This is a genomic window from Pseudomonas sp. R84 (assembly GCF_009834515.1).
In the GTDB taxonomy this organism is placed as follows: domain Bacteria; phylum Pseudomonadota; class Gammaproteobacteria; order Pseudomonadales; family Pseudomonadaceae; genus Aquipseudomonas.
Genome location: NZ_CP019426.1, coordinates 3536374 through 3554157 on the forward strand (window position 1 = coordinate 3536374; position 17784 = coordinate 3554157).

The following is a 17784-nucleotide window of genomic DNA, read 5'->3' on the forward strand; positions in this document are numbered from 1 at the left end:
CATTGTGCCCGATCCAGACTGATAACGCCCCGAATCATGCAGAAGACACACCGACCCTGAAAAATAAAAAAGTTCCATTCCCAGGCAAAAGAAATCAAAATCGGCGCCGATAGTAAGTCAGCACCCCAGAGCGGGGGCCTTACATTTGATGCACGCCATTTGCGAGGTGAGCAATGGGCACAGTACACACAGCAATGCCGCCACAAACCCTGTACGTGACAATCCGTCGCGATGAATTGCGTCAGTTGAAAGACGAACGTGACCAGTTGAAGCAGGAACTGGCGCAGCTGCGCCTCTTGACCCAAGGTGCGCAACCGCAACCTTTGCCGGTCGTTCAGCGTCACCCCCACGCCTGATCCCCCGCCTGATTCGGGAACGGCCGCCGCTGTTCCCGACATGATGCACCCCTGCCCGCCGGGCGAAAGCCAAAAAGCGGCAACTAACAAACTTTTCACATTCTCTTCGTAATACTCCGCCCCATTCTGGCCGTACCTGCGCGTACGGCTTTCGTTCGTCGGTTTCATGGATGTTCCGGCGGTGGTTGTAACGAGTGAGCTGGAGCGCCGAATGGCATTGTTCAAACGCAGCAAAACGACTGCGACAGGTTTCGACTGGGCCGGTTTTCTCTGGCTGTTTGTATTCTTCTGGTACTTCTCGGGTATCACCCAACTGCTGATCCAACTGACTGGTACCTCCGGCTTCACCGGGTTCCGTCAGGCGTTCGTCATGAGCGCGATCTGGCTGGCACCGATGTTGCTGTTCCCCAAGCGCACCAAACTGCTCGCCGCCATCATTGGCTTGGTGCTGTGGGCCTGCTCGATGGCCAGCCTGGGTTATTTCTTCATCTATGAGCAGGAATTCTCCCAGAGCGTCATCTTCATCATGTTCGAGTCGAACATCTCTGAAGCCGGCGAGTACATGACCCAGTACTTTGCCTGGTGGATGGTGCCGGCGTTCCTCGCACACACCGCCTTCGCTTACTTCCTGTGGACGCGTCTGCGCCCGGTGTACATGCCCCGTGGCCGCGCATTCGTCGCAGCAATGGCAATTCTGATTGCCGTAATCGGCTATCCGCTGGTCAAACAAACGCTGCGCATGGGCACCTTCGCCCAAGGCTTCGAAAAATTCGAAACCCGCATTGAGCCGGCCGTGCCATGGCAGATGGTCGTGGCCTACCACCGTTACCAGGAAACCCTCGCCGACATGCAGGGCATGCTGCACAACGTCAGCAAGATCCCGCCGCTGAAAAACCTTCAGGACGCCTCGGCCGATCAACCGAAGACCCTTGTGCTGGTGATCGGCGAATCGACCAACCGTCAGCGCATGAGCCTCTACGGCTATCAGCGCAACACCACGCCGGAACTGGACAAGCTCAAGGATCAACTGGCAGTGTTCGACAACGTCGTCACTCCACGTCCGTACACAATCGAGGCGCTGCAGCAGGTCCTGACCTTCGCTGACGAAGAGCATCCGGATCTGTACCTGTCGACGCCGTCGCTGGTCAGCATGATGAAACAGGCCGGTTACAAAACCTTCTGGATCACCAACCAGCAGACCATGACCAAGCGCAACACCATGCTCACGACCTTCTCCGAGCAGGCCGACGAGCAGGTGTACCTGAACAACAACCGCAACCAGAACGCCGCGCAATACGATGGCGACGTGATCGAGCCGTTCAACAAGGCGCTGGCTGACGCGGCACCGCGCAAGCTGATCGTCGTGCATTTGCTCGGCACGCACATGAGCTACCAGTACCGCTATCCGCCGACGTTCGACAAGTTTCAGGATCGAAACGGCGTGCCACCGGGTGTGCGTGATGATCAGGTACCGACCTACAACAGCTACGACAACGCCGTGCTGTACAACGACTTCGTCGTGTCGAGCCTGATCAAGGACTACGCCAAATCCGATCCGAACGGCTTCCTGCTGTACCTCTCCGACCACGGTGAAGACGTGTTCGACTCGGTGGGCCACAAGACCCTGGGCCGCAACGAAAACAAACCGACCGCGCCGATGTACACCATCCCGTTCATGGCCTGGGCATCACCGAAGTGGAAAGCCAACCATGACTGGAACTTCGCCGGTGATCTCGATCGCCCCTACAGCAGCTCGCACCTGATCCACACCTGGGCCGACCTCGCCGGATTGAGCTTCGATGAACTCGACCACAGCAAGAGTCTGGTCAGCGACAGCTTCAAGGCGCGGCCATTGCTGATCGGCGATCCGTACCAGACTGAACAGCGCGCGCTGATCGACTTCAGTTTGATGAAGCCGAAAAAGCCCGACGCAGCACCGGCGGGTGTCGCGCAGCAGTAAAACCAGAAGGGGCCGGAAACGGCCCCTTTTTTCATGTCCACCGCAAGCGAAGTGCGTTATCAGGGACAGACCACCTTTCCCCCAGAGATTCGCGCGACTTTTCGCGTTTTAAACTGGAATGTTTAAAAGACACCTCCAGACACGTCTCTGAGGCTACAAATTCTTGCGCCTTTGCCTACAGCTACGCCAGAATCCGCCGGCTTGTGCGCCTTGGGGGCGGGTTCTATTGTGAGTCGGTCGCTGACGAATCAGCGATCGGGTTTAGCAGCTCGGCAATTTTCAAGGCTCGCGAGTCCCGCCATTACGTTATGGCGGCTTTGCGTGGGGCACTTCGGTGCGCCGGGATCCTTGAGCCTGGTCTGCTAACCCGCGTACAGCCGCCACCCTATCCGTTTAGCAGCGATGGATGACGGCTCCACATCTCAAGGAGCTTTACCATGATCAAACCAACACCCAACCCGCCCGAAACCGACCTCGCCTCCCCCTACGAATCCCTCGATTCAAAAAAGCTCAACGACGCCGCCGAGCGCGCGCTCGATCACTACCTCTGCCCACCCGGCTCCACGCCACCGCCACGCAAGACCCGCAGGATGTACGCCGTCACCGCAGACTTCAAAAACGAGGAACTGCTGGCCGATGCCAGCGAAACACTCGCCTCAGACAGAACCATCGCCCATGACTTCGCCCATCTGATACCGGCATCGCAGCGCAGGACGCTGTTGGGGATCGCGCAGTTGATCATGCTCGGCGAGCTGGCGGTGAATCGGTGATGGATAATCTGGAGTTGCCGCAGTAGCGGGCCTCGCGACAGACTCCGAGTAAGGCGCCGGCAGTGCCGACGCCTTCGCGAGCAGGCTCGCTCCCACAGGGATTCGTGTCGCTCACGCGGGCGCGGTTCCACCGCCGAATTTGCGGGAGCGAGCCTGCTCGCTCCCACACTGGATCGGGGAGATCCGAAGGAAAAACTGGCGGAAGGCAGCCGGAGTCGAACCTGCCCGGGAACGGATGCCGTCCCCAACCGGGTTTGAAGCCCGGCCGCGCCACCGGGCGCGATTGCCTTCCTTGAACTCATTGTGCGCAGGCGTTGGCCAGCGCGTTGTCGGGGCGGATCTGGCGGGATTCGCCGAGGCGTCGGGTCAGGCCGACGCGGTCGAAATATTCCAGATACTGAATGCAGCGTTTGCGTCCCAAGCCTAGCGCATCGCGAAAGGTTGTCACCTGGATCTGCGGATTTTCCTTGGCGAGGTTGACCAGCACTTCGGCCATTTGGCGCAGTTGCACATCACTCAAGAACAGGTCGCGCACCACTTGATGCATCAGACCTAGCCGGGCCAGTTTGCGCAGCAGCAGGCGTACCACGGCGTCGTCCTGGCCGAGCATTTTCGCGATGTCGCGCACCCACGGCGGGTCGAAACCGGCCTGTTCGAACAACGTTTGTAATTCCAGCCAGAGGCTTTCGTCCTCGGCATTCAGACGCACCTGATGATCCGGCAAATGCAGCCACGGCCCGCTCGCCTGAATCGATCCGGCCGTGAGCAATTCATCCAGCAAACTGACAAACGTCGCACGCTCCAGCGCCAACCCACTGAAGCGCCGCAAGCGATCGCGGTCCGGGCCCATCTGGTCGGGCTCCAGTTCATGGAACTGCGCCAGTTGTTCCAACAGGGTGAATTTCAATTGCGCCCAGCGTTGCACATTGAACAGCAGCGGGCCTTGGCGGGTGTCGATCAGGCGCACGTTTTCCGCTAACGACCAGGTTGCGCACGGGCGATTGAACTGACGTTCGAGCCTCAGCGGATCGAGGCCGCCCGCGCTGTAGTTGAGCAACACGGGCAGGACCTGTTCGAACTCGTCGCCCGAAACCAAGGCGCGCAGTTGCGCGAGACGTTCGGGGCTGCGACGTTGTCGCGCCGGGGCGAACGGGTCAAGCACCTGTCCGCCGCCCAAGGTGCGTTGCGCGCTCTGGTCGCGCAGGATCAGCCGATCGCCCTTCACCGCGTGCACCGGCGCATTGATCAGCAGTTGCGCAAACATGCGCTCACCGGCACTCAAGCGCGGCCCTTCGAGCAAGGCCACCCGAGCGACGACATCTTGCGTGCCGAGGTGCACATGCACCGGGTGAAAGTGTTCGAAGGTGCGTTCACCGGGCAATAGATGAAAGTCGATATCGACCCGTTGCGTCGGCGCGTGTAGCCATTCGCTCAGCAGCCACTGGCCGCGATGGATCTGCGCCAGTTCGAGGCGTTCGCCGGTCAGGTTCAACGCCACTCGCTGGCCGGCGAAGGCCTGTTCGGCGGGCTGATTCTGCGCATGCAAGCCGCGCACTCGCACGGTTTTCCCGGATGGCCCGAGGCTGAGTTTGTCGCCGATGGCCACCGCGCCCGACAACGCCGTGCCGGTGACCACAATCCCCGCGCCGGCGACGCTGAACGCGCGGTCGATGGCCAGGCGAAAACCACCTTCACGGCTGCGTTCATGCACTTCACTTTGCGTCTGTAGCAACAACTGGCGTAACCCATCAACGCCCTGCCCGCTCAGGCTCGACACGGTTAGGATCGGCGCCTCGTCAAACGGCCCCGGAGCGAGCAGGTCCAGCACCTGCCGCTGCACCTCTTCCACCCTGCCCGCCTCGGCCCGGTCGCATTTGCTGATCGCCACCAAAGCGCGCGGAATGCCGAGCAATTCGACAATCGCCAGATGCTCGCGGGTCTGCGGCATCACGCCGTCATCTGCGGCGACCACCAGCAACACCAGATCAATGCCCTGTGCGCCGGCGAGCATGTTGTGGGTGAATTTCTCGTGGCCGGGCACGTCGATAAACCCGGTCAAGCCGGCGCCGGGTTCAAGTTCGGCATAGAGATAGCCAAGGTCGATGGTCATCCCCCGCTCGCGCTCCTGCGGGCGACGGTCGCCAGTTTGTCCGGTCAGGGCTTGCAGTAGCGAAGTCTTGCCGTGGTCGATGTGCCCTGCCGTGCCGACGATCACGGTTCGACCTGCAACTGCGGCAACTGCGCGAGCCATGCCGGTTCATCGTCGAGCTGGCGCAGATCGAGCCACAGCGCATCGTCATCGATACGACCAAGCACCGGGATCGGCAAGGCGCGCAGCGCCGCTTCCAGATTAAGCAGAAAGCGACCGCGCAAACGCTTCGACACCTGCGGACGTATGCACAGCGCCGCACTCGGCAAACGCGCCACCGGTTGGCTGCCGCTGCCGATCATGCCCAAGGCGTCAACTGCGCTGACCTGCCACAGCGAACCCAAGACTTCAGCCAACGCCGGTTGCAACCGTGAAGCCTGGATGAAGATGTCAGCTTGCGGACGGGTCAGCAGACGCAAACTCGGCAGACGTTCTGCGAGGCGATCCGGATCGCGGTACAACCCCAGCACCGCCTCCAGCGCCGCCAAGGTCAATTTGTCCACCCGCAGCGCGCGTTTCAGCGGGTTCTTCTTGATCTTTGCGATCAGCTCTTTACGCCCGACGATCAACCCGGCCTGCGGGCCGCCAAGCAACTTGTCGCCACTGAAAGTGACGATATCGGCGCCATCCAGCAGCGCCTGACGCACCGTCGGCTCTGCCGGCAACCCCCAACGAGTCAGATCCAACAGACTGCCGCTGCCCAGATCCTCCAGCGACGGCAAGCCATGTCGATGCGCCAAGTCGGCCAGCTCAGCCGTCGGCACCCGAGCGGTAAAACCTTCGATGCTGTAGTTGCTCGCATGCACACGCATGATCAAACCGCTGCGTGGGCTGATCGCCGCTTCATAGTCACGAGCATGGGTGCGATTGGTCGTGCCCACTTCGTGCAGGCGCACGCCAGCGCGGGCCATGATGTCGGGAATGCGGAAGGCGCCGCCGATTTCGATCAGCTCGCCACGGGAAATGATGCCTTCCTTGCGCGCGCCCAGACTGTTCAGCGTCAGCAGCACGGCGGCGGCATTGTTGTTGACCACCGTGACGGCTTCGGCGCCGGTCAGTTCGCGGATCAGGCCTTCGATCAGGTCATCGCGATCGCCGCGTTTGCCACTGGCCAGATCGAATTCCAGATTGAGCGGATAACGCGCAGCCATTTGCACCGCATCGATGGCTTCGTCCGGCAACAAGGCGCGGCCGAGGTTGGTGTGCAGGACGGTGCCGGTGAGGTTGAAGACTCGGCGTACGTTGCTGCGTTGTTGCTGGGCCAAGCGTTCCCCGACACGGCCGGCGAGTACTTCGGGGCTGATTTCGACGGCTGATAATTGCCCGTTCAACACGCTGGGCCGCAGTTCATCGAGCAATTGCCGCAAACTCGCCAGCAACCACTCACGCCCGTGACGCTCAAGCAAAGGCACACATGCCGGGTGACGCAACAAACCATCAATGGAAGGTAACCGCAGGGACATCAGCCACTCCTGGAGACAGTTCACTGCGCCCCGCAGTGAAAAACAAGAGTGTAGACGTTGTAGTCATTCGTCTCCGGGGGCCAGTAATAGATTAGGCGCCAAGCGCTGATAACCGTCCTGCGCCAGGCGCATGTCCAGCAACAAACTGCCGAGATCCGCCGACAACGCCTCAGCATCGGCATCGTTTTCCAGATACACCAGTTTCAGATAACTGTTACAACCCGGACAGACCTCCGCCCTTAACGGCGCCTGATTGGCGGCGTGGCGATCATCCTCAAGGCTCAGATAATCAAGGCCCTTGCTCGACTCGCAATACACACACTTGACCCGCACCACATGCCATTCACAGGTACACAGCGAGCAGACCAGATAACGCAAACCGTTGTGCTTGCCGCGATGGCGGATCACCCCGGCCATCGCCGGTGAACCGCAGGCCGGGCATTGGCTGAGGCTGTCGCCGGGTTTGAGTTTCAGGTCCGGCGCGCTGAGCAGCCAGTGACTCCACGCCACTTGCAGCGCCGCGCCAAGAAACGGCACCAGTTGCGCCGGCACCATTGAGTATTGGCCACTGACCAACGCCACGGCCCATGCACGTAACTGGCCGGGACTGGCGACCCGCAACGTTGTCAGCGCCTCAATGACGGCGGGCTGTTCATCAGGTTCATAACGCTGCAGCAAAGCTTCGAGATAAGCCTGCCAGCCCTCTTCGCGCACCAAGGTATCAGCCGCAAACGGCGGCAAACCATGTTGCTGACAAGCCTCGATCCGTTGCTGATCAAACGGAGCCGTCAGCGGCGGATCGTCAAACACCTGCTGCTGCACCCGGCACAATCCGGCAATCAGCCGCAGATACTCGGCCAGCGCATGCCCCTCGGCCAGTTGCTCCAGTCGATCAGCCCGCAGCGCAAACAGATTCGAAGGCGGTAGATACAGAAACGGCGGCGAACTGGCCGCCGCTTCGATTTCCCCGGGTTCCAGAATGGTTGGCAAAAGTCAGCCCTTTTTGGTGATCGGTCGCTCCGGCGCGTCTGGTTGACGCTCATCGCGGGTGATGTCGCGATACCACAGTTCATGGTGTTTCTTCGCCCAGGCGCGACTGACCCAGCCATGCATCATCGCGTCCACCGAACCCTTGATCCACAGCCCGGCGTAGATGTGAATGATGATGCTCAGCACCAGAATGAACCCGGCCAGCGCATGCAGGAGCATCGCCCAGCGAATCACGGTGATGCCGAAATACGCACTGAACCAGGCGCGCCAGATCACCAGCCCGGTGAACAGCAAACCGAGCATGCACAGCAGTAAAGTCCAGAAAAGCAGCTTTTGCCCGGCGTTATATTTACCCACCGGCGGCACGCTTTCCTCGTCGTTGACCATCACCCGATTGATCCGTCGCAGCCACCGCCGGTCATTGGCGATGAAGAAATTGCTGCGCCAGAAGCTGAACACCAAGCCAAGGAACAACACGAACATGGCGATGCCCATGTACGGGTGCAGAATTCGCGTCCACGGCCCGCCGCCGAACAGATTGCTCAGCCAGAACAGCGACGGATGAAACAACGCCAGCCCGGACAGCCCGGCCATGAAAAACAGGATCGCCACCAGCCAGTGATTGGTGCGCTGGTTGGCGGTGTAACGCAGGATCGTCTTGTTGCTCATGACCGGTCCTCGCCGCGTGGATCGAAGGTGTGCACCGCCGGATCGACGACATGCACCGAGGTGTCGGGTGGCGCCGGATGCTCATCCTCTTCAACCCGGTTCGGGCCGATGCGCACGTAATGGAAGAACCCGGCCAACACCGCCGCGCCCATGGCCAGCAGGCCCAGAGGTTTGCTGATGCCTTTCCACAAGCCCACCAACGGACTGATTGCCGGATCCTGCGGCAGGTTGGCGTAGATGGTTGGCGTGTCGGCGTGGTGCAACACGTACATCACGTGCGTACCGCCAACACCTGCCGGGTCATACAGACCTGCATTCTCGAAGCCACGGCTTTTCAGGTCGACAATGCGTTCGGCAGCGTGTTCCTTCATGTCTTCCTTGGTGCCGAAGACGATGGCGCCGGTCGGGCAGGTTTTCACGCAGGCCGGTTCCAGCCCTACCGCCACGCGATCCGAACACAAGGTGCACTTGTAGGCCTTGTGATCCTTCTGCGAAATACGCGGAATGTTGAACGGGCAACCGGTGATGCAATAACCGCAACCGATGCAGTGATCCTGATCGAAATCGACGATGCCGTTGGCGTGCTTGATGATCGCGCCGGGGCTTGGGCACGCCGCCAGACAACCGGGCTCGGCGCAGTGCATGCAGCCGTCCTTGCGGATCAACCATTCGAGATTGCCGGCGTCGGTTTCGTGCTCGGTGAAGCGCATCAACGTCCAGGTTTCCGCGCTCAGGTCTTGCGGGTTGTCGTAGGTGCCGTGGTTGTGGCCGACCTCGTCGCGCAGCTCGTTCCATTCCGAGCAGGCGACCTGGCAGGCTTTGCAGCCGATGCATTTGGTGGTGTCGATCAGCTTGGCCACCGCCTCCTGATTCCTCACCGACGGCGGCACCGTGGTGGTGGCCGAGCGGGCAATGATGTCTTGGCTGGCCATCTATAGTTTCTCCACGTTGACCAGGAATGACTTGGATTCCGGGGTCTGGGTGTTGCCATCGCCGAGGAACGGCACCAGGGTGTTGGTCAGGTAACCGTGACGCGTCAGGCCGGTGAAACCCCAGTGCAGCGGGATGCCGATCTGATGCACGACCTGGCCGTTGACCTGCAGCGGCCGGATCCTTTTTGTCACCACCGCCACCGCCTCGATAAAGCCGCGTTTGCAACTGACCCGCACCCGATCTCCGGCAGCAATGCCCTTCTCTTTCGCCAGCACTTCGCCGATTTCCACGAACTGCTCGGGTTGGGCAATTGCGTTCAACTTGCAGTGCTTGCTCCAGAAGTGGAAATGCTCGGTGAGCCGGTAACTGGTACCGGCGTACGGGAAGTCCTTGGCCTCGCCGAGGGTTTCCCAGACCGAATCGAAGATCCGCGCCGCCGGGTTGCTGGTGGCTTTCTTGTTCTGCGGGTGCAGCGGGTTGATGCCGATCGGCGTTTCGAACGGCTCGTAGTGCTCGGGGAATGGCCCCTCGTTCATCTTGTCGACGGCGAAGAACCGCGCCACGCCTTCGGGGTTCATGATGAACGGGTTCATCCCGGCTTCCGGCGGTACATCGGCCTTGTAGTCCGGCACATCGGTGCCGCCCCAGGCCTTGCCATTCCACCAGACCAGACGCTTTTTCGGGTCCCACGGCTTGCCAGCGACATCCGCCGAAGCACGGTTGTAGAGAATCCGCCGGTTGGCCGGCCAGGCCCACGCCCAGCCCAGATGCTGGTGCATGCCGAACGGATCGCTGTTGTCGCGGCGGGCCATCTGGTTGCCGGCCTCGGTCCAGCTGCCGGCGAAGATCCAGCAACCGGACGCGGTGCTGCCGTCATCCTTGAGCAAACCAAACCCGGCCAGTTGCGAGCCGGCCTTGACCGCGACGCCAGTGGCATCGGTGAAATCAGCCACGGCGCTGCCGTTGATTTCCTTGGCCAGTTCTTCCGGCGAAGGCTCGTCGGGGATCTTGTATGGCCACGTCAGTTTCAGCAGTGGATCAGGGAATTTGCCGCCCTCGGCCTGATAGCGCTTGCGCAAGCGCAGGAACAATTCGCTCATGATGCGAATGTCGGTCTGCGCTTCGCCCGGGCCGTCGGCGCCTTTCCAGTGCCATTGCAGCCAGCGGCTGCTGTTGACCAGCGAACCGTCCTCTTCGGCAAAACACGTGGTCGGCAGGCGAATGACTTCGGTCTGGATTTCGTCGGTTTTGACATCGTTGTACGGCCCGACGTTGTGCCAGAACTCCGAGGTTTCGGTGGCCAGCGGATCCATCACCACCAGCCATTTCAGCTTGGCCAGTGCGCCCATCACGCGGTTCTTGTCCGGCAGCGCAGCGATCGGGTTGAAGCCTTGGCAGAAGTAGCCGTTGACCTTGCCCTGGCTCATCAGGTCGAACATCTTCAGGACGTCGTAGTTGGGGATGTCGAGCTTCGGCAAATGGTCGTAGCACCAATTGTTTTCGACGGTGGCGTTGGCGCCGTACCACGACTTCATCAGGCTGACGTGGAATTTGCTGTAGTTCTGCCAGTACGACAGTTGTCCCGGCCGCAGTGGCACTTGCGTGCGTTTATGGATGAAGGCGTTGTAGTCCTGCTCGCTGTCCTGACCCAAGGTCAGATAGCCCGGCAGTGCATTGGAGAGCAAGCCAAGATCGGTCAGGCCCTGAATGTTCGAGTGACCGCGCAAGGCGTTGACGCCGCCACCGGGCATGCCGACGTTGCCCAGCAGCAGTTGCACCATCGCCGCGCTGCGAATGATCTGCGCGCCGATCGAGTGTTGGGTCCAGCCGAGGGCGTAGAGAATCGTCATGGTCTTGCCCGGGGTCGAGCAAGTGGCGATCTCTTCCCAGATTTTCTGCATCGCATCGACCGGCATGCCGCAGATCTGGCTGGCGAGGTCGATGTTGTAGCGGCTGTAATGCTGCTTCATCAATTGATAGACGCAGTGCGGGTCTTGCAGGGTCGGGTCGACTTTGGCGAAGCCGTCCTCACCCAGCTCGTAACCCCAGCCGGATTTGTCGGTGTAGCTGCGCTTGGCGACGTCGTAACCGCTGAAGATGCCGTCTTCGAAGCCGTAGCCTGCTTTGACGATGAACGACACGTCGGTGTAATTGCGCACGTATTCGTGCTGGATTTTGTCCTCGGTCAGCAGGTAATTGATCAGGCCGCCCATGAAGGCGATGTCGGTGCCCGTGCGGATCGGCGCGTAGTAGTCGGCCACCGAAGCGGTCCGGGTAAAACGCGGATCAACCACGATCAGCCGCGCAGCGTTGTGCGCTTTGGCCTCGGTCACCCATTTGAAGCCGCACGGATGCGCTTCTGCTGCGTTGCCACCCATCACCAGGATCAGATTCGCGTTGGCGATATCGGTCCAGGTATTGGTCATGGCACCACGGCCGTACGTCGGGGCAAGACTTGCCACCGTCGGGCCGTGTCAGACACGCGCCTGGTTATCGAACCCCAGCATGCCGAGACTGCGAATCACCTTCTGGGTGATGTAACCGGCTTCGTTGGACGCCGCCGATGCGGCGAGAAAACCGGTGCTCAGCCAGCGATTCACCGTTTGCCCGTTGGCATTTTTCTCGATGAAGTTGGCGTCGCGGTCGGCTTTCATCAGGTCGACGATGCGGTCGAGCGCTTCGTCCCAACTGATCCGCGTCCATTCACTGCTGCCCGGCTTGCGCGTTTGCGGGTAGAGCAAGCGGCCGGGGCTGTGAATGAAGTCGAGCAGGCCTGCGCCTTTCGGGCAGAGGGTGCCGCGGTTTACCGGGTGGTCGGCGTCGCCCTCGATGTGAATGATGCTTTGCGCTACGTTCTTCGCGGTATCGCCCTGGCTGTACATGATCAAACCGCAACCGACCGAGCAATACGGGCAGGTGTTGCGGGTTTCATGGGTGTGGGCAAGCTTGAAGTGGCGCACCTGCTCGGCGAAGGCTTGCGTCGGGGCCATGCCCAACGCGCCCAGGCTCGAGCCTGCAAGGCCGATACCGGCGACCTTGAAGAACTGACGACGGCTGAGATCCATCGTGCACTCCTGATCAGGTGGAACCCGGTACTGGTGCCGGGTTTTATCTGGACAATCACGGTTGCGGCAAACGCGTGCCGACCTTTTCACTGTAGACAATGACCATACGATCTGTGTGAAAACCGACCGTCGGCCGTTTGTCGGGCAATACACGAATCTGTGTAGGAGCTGCCGAAGGCTGCGATCTTTTGATGTTGCTCTTTAAAAACAAAATCAAAAGATCGCAGCCTTCGGCAGCTCCTACACGGGTTGTAGGTTTATCATGCCCGCAGGACCAATCCCGCCTTCACGAGACCGCGCATGACTTTCGATTTTGATCAGGTATTCGACCGCCACAACACCGGCAGCACCAAGTGGAGCCGCTATTCGGCCGACGTGTTGCCGATGTGGGTCGCTGATATGGATTTCGCCGCGCCGCCGGTGGTGATCGAGGCGCTGCAGCAACGCTTGCTGCACCCGTTGGTGGGCTACAGCGTGGCGCAGGAGAACCTGCGTGAAGCCATCGTCGCCGACCTCTGGAACAAGTTTTCCTGGAAGGTCAAACCGCAAGAGCTGATCTTCCTGCCGGGCGTCGAGTCCGGTTTCAACATGGCTTTGAAAGCGCTGGTGCAGCCACAACAGAACGTCGTGGTGCAAGTGCCGAACTATCCGCCGCTGCGCCATGCGCCGGGGCACTGGGGGTTGAACAAGGTTGAGCTGGAATTCGTCGCACAGGCCGACGGTACTTACCTGACGCCGCTCGACGTGCTGCGTGAGTCGCTGAACGGTGGCGGCGCGCTGTTGCTGAGCAACCCGCACAACCCGATCGGCAAGGTCTTCGGCCGTGAAGAGCTGCAAGCCGTGGCCGATATCTGCGCGGCGCAGGACGCCTGGATCATCTCCGACGAAATCCACGCCGAGCTGTGCTTCGACGGTCGCGTGCATATTCCGACGGCGTCGCTGAGCACGGAGATCGCCGAGCGCACCATCACCCTGATGTCGGCGAGCAAGGCCTACAACATCGCCGGCTTGAAGACTTCGTTCATGATCATCCAGAACGCCGCGCTGCGCGAACGCGTCAATCATGCCCGCTGCGGCATGGTCGACAGCGTCAACCCGCTGGGCATGGAAGCCACCCGCGTCGCTTACAGCGAAGGTGCGCCATGGCTGGCCGAGTTGAAAACCTATCTGCAGGCCAACCGTGACTGGTTGGTGGAAGCGGTGCGCAGCCGCCTGCCGGGCGTGAGCATCAACGTACCGCAGGGCACGTATCTGGCCTGGCTGGATTGCTCGGCGCTGGATCTGGACAACCCGCAGCAGTTCTTCCTTGAGCAGGGCAAGGTGGGCCTCAGCGCCGGTCTGGACTTCGGCGATCAACATAAGCAGTTCGTGCGCCTGAACTTCGGCTGCCCGCGCTCGTTACTGGAAGAAGGCATCGCCCGGATGGAGCGCGCCCTGACTCAGCGCAACATTTAAGAGCACCACATCCCCCGTGTAGGAGTGAGCCTGCTCGCGATAGCGTCCTGACATTCAACATCATTGTTGACTGAAATACCGCTATCGCGAGCAGGCTCACTCCTACAGGGAATGTATGTTCACGCAAAATCTTCGTTGGAAATCCGATCGAACTCACGGCAAACACCCCGGGTCAACCACCCATACCAGCCCTGAGACCTCGGAGACCCGCGATGACCGACTATCCAAAACCACCCTTCCCCGCACAAGCCCAAGCCGTTCCCGGTTCGCAGCGCAAAATGGAGCCCTATCCCGATTGCGGTGAGCAAAGCTATGTCGGTTCCGGGCGACTGGCCGGCAAGATCGCCCTGATCACCGGCGCCGACAGCGGTATCGGCCGCGCCGTGGCCATCGCATTCGCCCGGGAAGGCGCCGACGTTGCGGTCGCCTATCTGAATGAACACGAAGACGCCAAGGAAACCGCGCGCTGGGTTGAACAGGCCGGGCGTCAGTGCTTGCTGCTACCGGGCGATATCGCACAAAAGGCCCAGTGCCAGGCCTTGGTCGACAAGACCGTCGAACGCTTTGGCCGCATCGACGTGCTGGTCAACAACGCCGCATTCCAGATGACTCACGAAAACTTCGAGGAAATCCCCGACGAGGAGTGGGTGATGACCTTCGACGTCAACATCACCGCGATCTTCCGCCTGTGTCAGGCGGCGATCAAACACATGCGCGCCGGCTCGTCGATTATCAATACCAGTTCGGTCAACTCGGACGTGCCCAAGCCCACCCTGCTCGCCTACGCCACCACCAAAGGCGCGATCGCCAATTTCACCGGCGGCCTGGCGCAGATGCTCGGGCCCAAGGAAATCCGCGTGAACTGCGTGGCACCGGGGCCGATCTGGACGCCGCTGATCGTCTCGACCATGCCCGATGAAGAAGTGCAGAACTTCGGCGGCAACACCCCGCTCGGCCGCCCCGGCCAACCAGTGGAAGTCGCGCCGATCTACGTGCTGCTGGCCTCGGACGAAGCCAGTTACATCACCGGCCAGCGCTATGGCGTCACCGGTGGCAAACCGATGCTTTGAGTAAACGCACTGTAGATACTCTGTTCACGGTCAAGCTTTTGCGAGATCTTTTGCGCAAAAAAGCTTGGCCGTATTGAAATCTTCGCCGGCTCGCATGCAGGCCCACAAGCCGGTCAGGTATTTGCGCATGACGGCGACGATAGCCTGCATCTTTCTCTTCCCTCGCCCGATCAACGCTTCGTAAAAGGCTTTCACGTTGCTGTCGCAACGTATGGCAGTCAGCGCTGGCATGTACATCGCTGAACGTAGGTAGGTGTTTCCGCCCTTACTTATCCGCCCAGGTTTATCGATGCTGGTACCTGATTGCGTAAGCCGCACATCGAGTCCTGCATGTCGGCTGACCTGCGCGGACTTAAGTGTCACTGGCAAGGTCGTCAATTCAGCCAGTGCCGCAAATACTGAAATTTCGCCCATGCCCGGCGCTGCGATCATGTGCCCAAACTGGGCGCTTAGCGTCGGGCAGTTGTCGATCAGCGCCCGACCTGCGAGCCTGAAACGCTCGATTCGCTTGTCAAAAGCTTCAATGGCTTCTTCTTCGTCTTCAATCAGCATTTTCACGGTTGTTTGAGTAGCTTTCAGCGCATGCAGCTCGTTCTTGGCTCGGGTGCGATGACACGTCAAACGATTGATATGCCTTCCGATAGCCCGCAGTTCCAACTGTATGGTCGTGGGCGGCGTCCACAATTTTGGGCTCATGCGTTCGCCGTATTCGGCTAGCAACTGGGCATCGATCGCATCGGTTTTGCTGTTTTTCAGCATCAGCTTGGCAAAGTTATGAAAGCTCTTCGGGTTGATAACCGAAACGGGCAAACCCGCCGCGGTGAGCTCCATGGCCAAATCCAGGTAATAGATGCCGGTGGCCTCCATCACTACGGATAAAGGCTTGAGCTCGAGCAACCTGTTGACCGCTGCTTTGCGCCCGGCGGGTGTTTGGTCGATGTTGCAGGCCCCTGCAAAACGGCCGTCGTTGCGCCAGCCCATGGCGGTCGTGCGAGACCCCACATCCAAACCGACATGCATGCTCATGCTTTCAACTCCGAGTGAACTGGGTTAGAAATGCATCCTGGTTCCCCTGACCTCGAACTTCATGCCACTGCAACCTTGTAATGCGAAGTCCGACTTGTCGGCTTCTCGATACTCTTCGTGGTGGGCAATGAGGCGGGGGGACCTCTCTACAGACAAGGTCAGGAGCAAGTCCTGCCTTTAGGAGCGATCGGTCTCCCCCAGAAACACATCTTCGTATGTCCGCACCAGCGAGCTTAGATCTCAATTGACTGGTGTGAGGGCAACATACAAGGAGCTGCCGCAGGCTGCGATCTTTTGATTTCGATGTTAAAAACAAGGTCAAAGGATCGCAGTCTGCGGCAGCTCCTACAGTGGCGGCGTCAGAAGCGAAAGGGTCTCTGCAGGCGGCCGTCATTAATCACTGAGGGCGGCACATCATGAGTTTTATCGTGTGGGTAGCGGTGCTCGGCGCCGTGCTGCTGACCCTGGCACTGACCTCGTCGTACCTGCGCTGGATGCCGGTCACCACCTCGGCCGTTTGTCTGTTGCTGGGGATCGGCATCGGCCCCAGCGGCCTCGACTTGCTGAAACTGTCCCTGGAAAATGCCTCCCTGTGGATGGAGCATCTAACGGAAGTCGCGGTGCTGTTTTCCCTGTTCGTCTGCGGTTTGAAATTGCGTTTACCCCTGCGCGACAAGCGTTGGCGGATCGCCTTTGGTCTGGCCGGGCCGGTGATGGTGCTGACCATCGCCGGCGTTTGTCTGCTGCTGCACTTTGGCTTGAGCTTGCCGTGGGGGCCGTCACTGTTGATTGGCGCGATTCTGGCGCCGACCGACCCGGTGCTGGCGGCGCTGGTGCAGGTCAACGATGCCCGAGATGTCGACAGTGTGCGTTTCGGCCTGTCCGGTGAGGCTGGGCTCAATGACGGGGTGGCCTTTCCTTTTGTGATTCTCGGCTTGTTGCTGATCCACGGCGACGGTTCTGCAGCCGACTGGCAGGGCTGGGTCTTGCGCAGTTTATTGTGGGCGGTGCCCGCCGGATTGCTCACTGGATACTGGATGGGGCGCGGTATTGGCCGCGTGACTTTATCGCTGCGTATCCACAATGACGACAGCACGCTCAGCCCCAATGATTATCTGGCGTTGTCGCTGATTGCCCTGGCCTACGTCATCGCCGAGGCGATTGGCGGCTATGGCTTTCTCTCGGTGTTCGCCGCTGGTTTGGGCTTGCGTCAGGTTGAAGTCAAATCTACCGGCGCCAGCCAACCGCCCGCCGAGCATCTGGTGCAACCGGTAGTCGGCCATCAGAACGTCGAACCGCAACACGCGGTGCACGGTGACACCGAACGCCTGGAAAGCAGCCAGGTCGCCGCCGGGATCATGATGGGCGATATGTTGTCGTTCGGCAGTCTGGTCGAACGCGCCATGGAAGTGTTTCTGGTGACCCTGCTCGGCGTGGTGCTGGTGGCGCACTGGGATTGGCGGGCGTTGCTGGTCGGCGGCGTGCTGTTCTGCCTGATCCGCCCGGCCTGCGTCACGCTGATGCCTTGGGGCGCACTGATGGAAGGACGGCAACGGCTATTGATCGGCTGGTTTGGCATTCGCGGGATCGGCAGCCTGTTCTATCTGTTTTATGCCTTGAATCATGGGCTGACCGACACGGTGGCCAGCGTGTGTACCGACCTGACCCTGTCGGTGGTGGCATTAAGCATCTTGGTCCACGGCATCAGCACGCAACCGATCCTCGCCCGCTACGAACAGCGTAAAAAACAAAAAACCTGATTATTGATTACAGTTTTCATCAGGAAATTGATCGAACTTCTTTCTGTAAAAAAATGGATCGCGGGGTAATCGCTGGCAGTCACAAGCATAACCCCTCGCCAGATGCATCCGGCGGGGC

General features: G+C 60.3%; 12 protein-coding genes, 1 tRNA gene and 1 pseudogene. 6 read left to right on the forward strand and 8 right to left on the reverse strand.

The window, feature by feature from the left end:
* Positions 1 to 173: 173 nt before the first annotated feature.
* The 3 genes and pseudogenes from PspR84_RS15620 (at position 174) to PspR84_RS15630 (ending at position 3112) form a co-directional block, all read left to right on the forward strand.
* Positions 174 to 356, forward strand: coding sequence for a DUF6026 family protein (locus PspR84_RS15620; RefSeq protein ID WP_016983768.1), 183 nt, complete (start codon positions 174 to 176; stop codon positions 354 to 356).
* 211 nt (positions 357 to 567) lie between these two features.
* Positions 568 to 2316, forward strand: coding sequence for a phosphoethanolamine transferase CptA (locus tag PspR84_RS15625; protein ID WP_160057988.1), 1749 nt, complete (start codon positions 568 to 570; stop codon positions 2314 to 2316).
* A gap of 437 nt (positions 2317 to 2753) precedes the next feature.
* Positions 2754 to 3112, forward strand: a pseudogene (locus tag PspR84_RS15630) (hypothetical protein).
* Between the two features lie 170 nt (positions 3113 to 3282).
* On the opposite strand, the gene PspR84_RS15635 reads toward PspR84_RS15630, so the two are convergent.
* From PspR84_RS15635 to fdnG, 7 genes are all read right to left on the reverse strand, one after another.
* Positions 3283 to 3378: transfer RNA gene (locus PspR84_RS15635), tRNA-Sec, on the reverse strand.
* Between the two features lie 6 nt (positions 3379 to 3384).
* On the reverse strand, positions 3385 to 5301 hold the full coding sequence (gene selB, locus PspR84_RS15640; RefSeq protein ID WP_160060099.1) for a selenocysteine-specific translation elongation factor: 1917 nt from the start codon (positions 5299 to 5301) through the stop codon (positions 3385 to 3387).
* Positions 5298 to 6701, reverse strand: coding sequence for an L-seryl-tRNA(Sec) selenium transferase (gene selA, locus PspR84_RS15645; protein WP_174244512.1), 1404 nt, complete (start codon positions 6699 to 6701; stop codon positions 5298 to 5300). Before selA ends, selB begins: the two co-directional genes overlap by 4 nt.
* Before the next feature lie 60 nt (positions 6702 to 6761).
* The gene (gene fdhE, locus PspR84_RS15650; protein ID WP_160057990.1) at positions 6762 to 7688 is read right to left on the reverse strand and encodes a formate dehydrogenase accessory protein FdhE; all 927 of its coding nucleotides are present in this window, start codon (positions 7686 to 7688) and stop codon (positions 6762 to 6764) included.
* Positions 7689 to 7691: 3 nt separating this feature from the next.
* On the reverse strand, positions 7692 to 8357 hold the full coding sequence (locus tag PspR84_RS15655) for a formate dehydrogenase subunit gamma (RefSeq protein WP_150729836.1): 666 nt from the start codon (positions 8355 to 8357) through the stop codon (positions 7692 to 7694).
* On the reverse strand, positions 8354 to 9289 hold the full coding sequence (fdxH, locus tag PspR84_RS15660; RefSeq protein ID WP_160057991.1) for a formate dehydrogenase subunit beta: 936 nt from the start codon (positions 9287 to 9289) through the stop codon (positions 8354 to 8356). Before fdxH ends, PspR84_RS15655 begins: the two co-directional genes overlap by 4 nt.
* The gene (fdnG, locus tag PspR84_RS15665; protein ID WP_160057992.1) at positions 9290 to 12355 is read right to left on the reverse strand and encodes a formate dehydrogenase-N subunit alpha; all 3066 of its coding nucleotides are present in this window, start codon (positions 12353 to 12355) and stop codon (positions 9290 to 9292) included. It lies immediately after the preceding gene.
* 300 nt (positions 12356 to 12655) lie between these two features.
* Between fdnG and PspR84_RS15670 the strand changes: the two genes are divergently transcribed.
* Both PspR84_RS15670 and PspR84_RS15675 read left to right on the forward strand, forming a co-directional pair.
* Positions 12656 to 13810, forward strand: coding sequence for a PatB family C-S lyase (locus PspR84_RS15670; RefSeq protein ID WP_160057993.1), 1155 nt, complete (start codon positions 12656 to 12658; stop codon positions 13808 to 13810).
* 212 nt (positions 13811 to 14022) lie between these two features.
* The gene (locus tag PspR84_RS15675) at positions 14023 to 14880 is read left to right on the forward strand and encodes a glucose 1-dehydrogenase (RefSeq protein ID WP_160057994.1); all 858 of its coding nucleotides are present in this window, start codon (positions 14023 to 14025) and stop codon (positions 14878 to 14880) included.
* A gap of 30 nt (positions 14881 to 14910) precedes the next feature.
* On the opposite strand, the gene PspR84_RS15680 is transcribed toward PspR84_RS15675, so the two are convergent.
* Complete coding sequence (locus PspR84_RS15680; RefSeq protein WP_160057007.1) at positions 14911 to 15906, reverse strand: IS110 family transposase; 996 nt, start codon at positions 15904 to 15906, stop codon at positions 14911 to 14913.
* 416 nt (positions 15907 to 16322) lie between these two features.
* Here PspR84_RS15680 and PspR84_RS15685 point away from each other — a divergent pair, with 416 nt between their 5' ends.
* A complete protein-coding gene (locus PspR84_RS15685) occupies positions 16323 to 17666 on the forward strand; it encodes a cation:proton antiporter (protein ID WP_160057995.1) in 1344 nt (447 codons plus the stop codon).
* The last annotated feature ends 118 nt before the right edge of the window (positions 17667 to 17784 follow it).

Coding starts and splice junctions, on each gene's coding strand:
- PspR84_RS15620 (WP_016983768.1), top strand. CDS start 174: ATGGGCACAGTACACACAGCAATGCCGCCACAAACCCTGTACGTGACA.
- PspR84_RS15625 (WP_160057988.1), top strand. CDS start 568: ATGGCATTGTTCAAACGCAGCAAAACGACTGCGACAGGTTTCGACTGG.
- PspR84_RS15655 (WP_150729836.1), bottom strand. CDS start 8,357: ATGAGCAACAAGACGATCCTGCGTTACACCGCCAACCAGCGCACCAAT.
- fdxH (WP_160057991.1), bottom strand. CDS start 9,289: ATGGCCAGCCAAGACATCATTGCCCGCTCGGCCACCACCACGGTGCCG.
- PspR84_RS15670 (WP_160057993.1), top strand. CDS start 12,656: ATGACTTTCGATTTTGATCAGGTATTCGACCGCCACAACACCGGCAGC.
- PspR84_RS15675 (WP_160057994.1), top strand. CDS start 14,023: ATGACCGACTATCCAAAACCACCCTTCCCCGCACAAGCCCAAGCCGTT.
- PspR84_RS15680 (WP_160057007.1), bottom strand. CDS start 15,906: ATGAGCATGCATGTCGGTTTGGATGTGGGGTCTCGCACGACCGCCATG.
- PspR84_RS15685 (WP_160057995.1), top strand. CDS start 16,323: ATGAGTTTTATCGTGTGGGTAGCGGTGCTCGGCGCCGTGCTGCTGACC.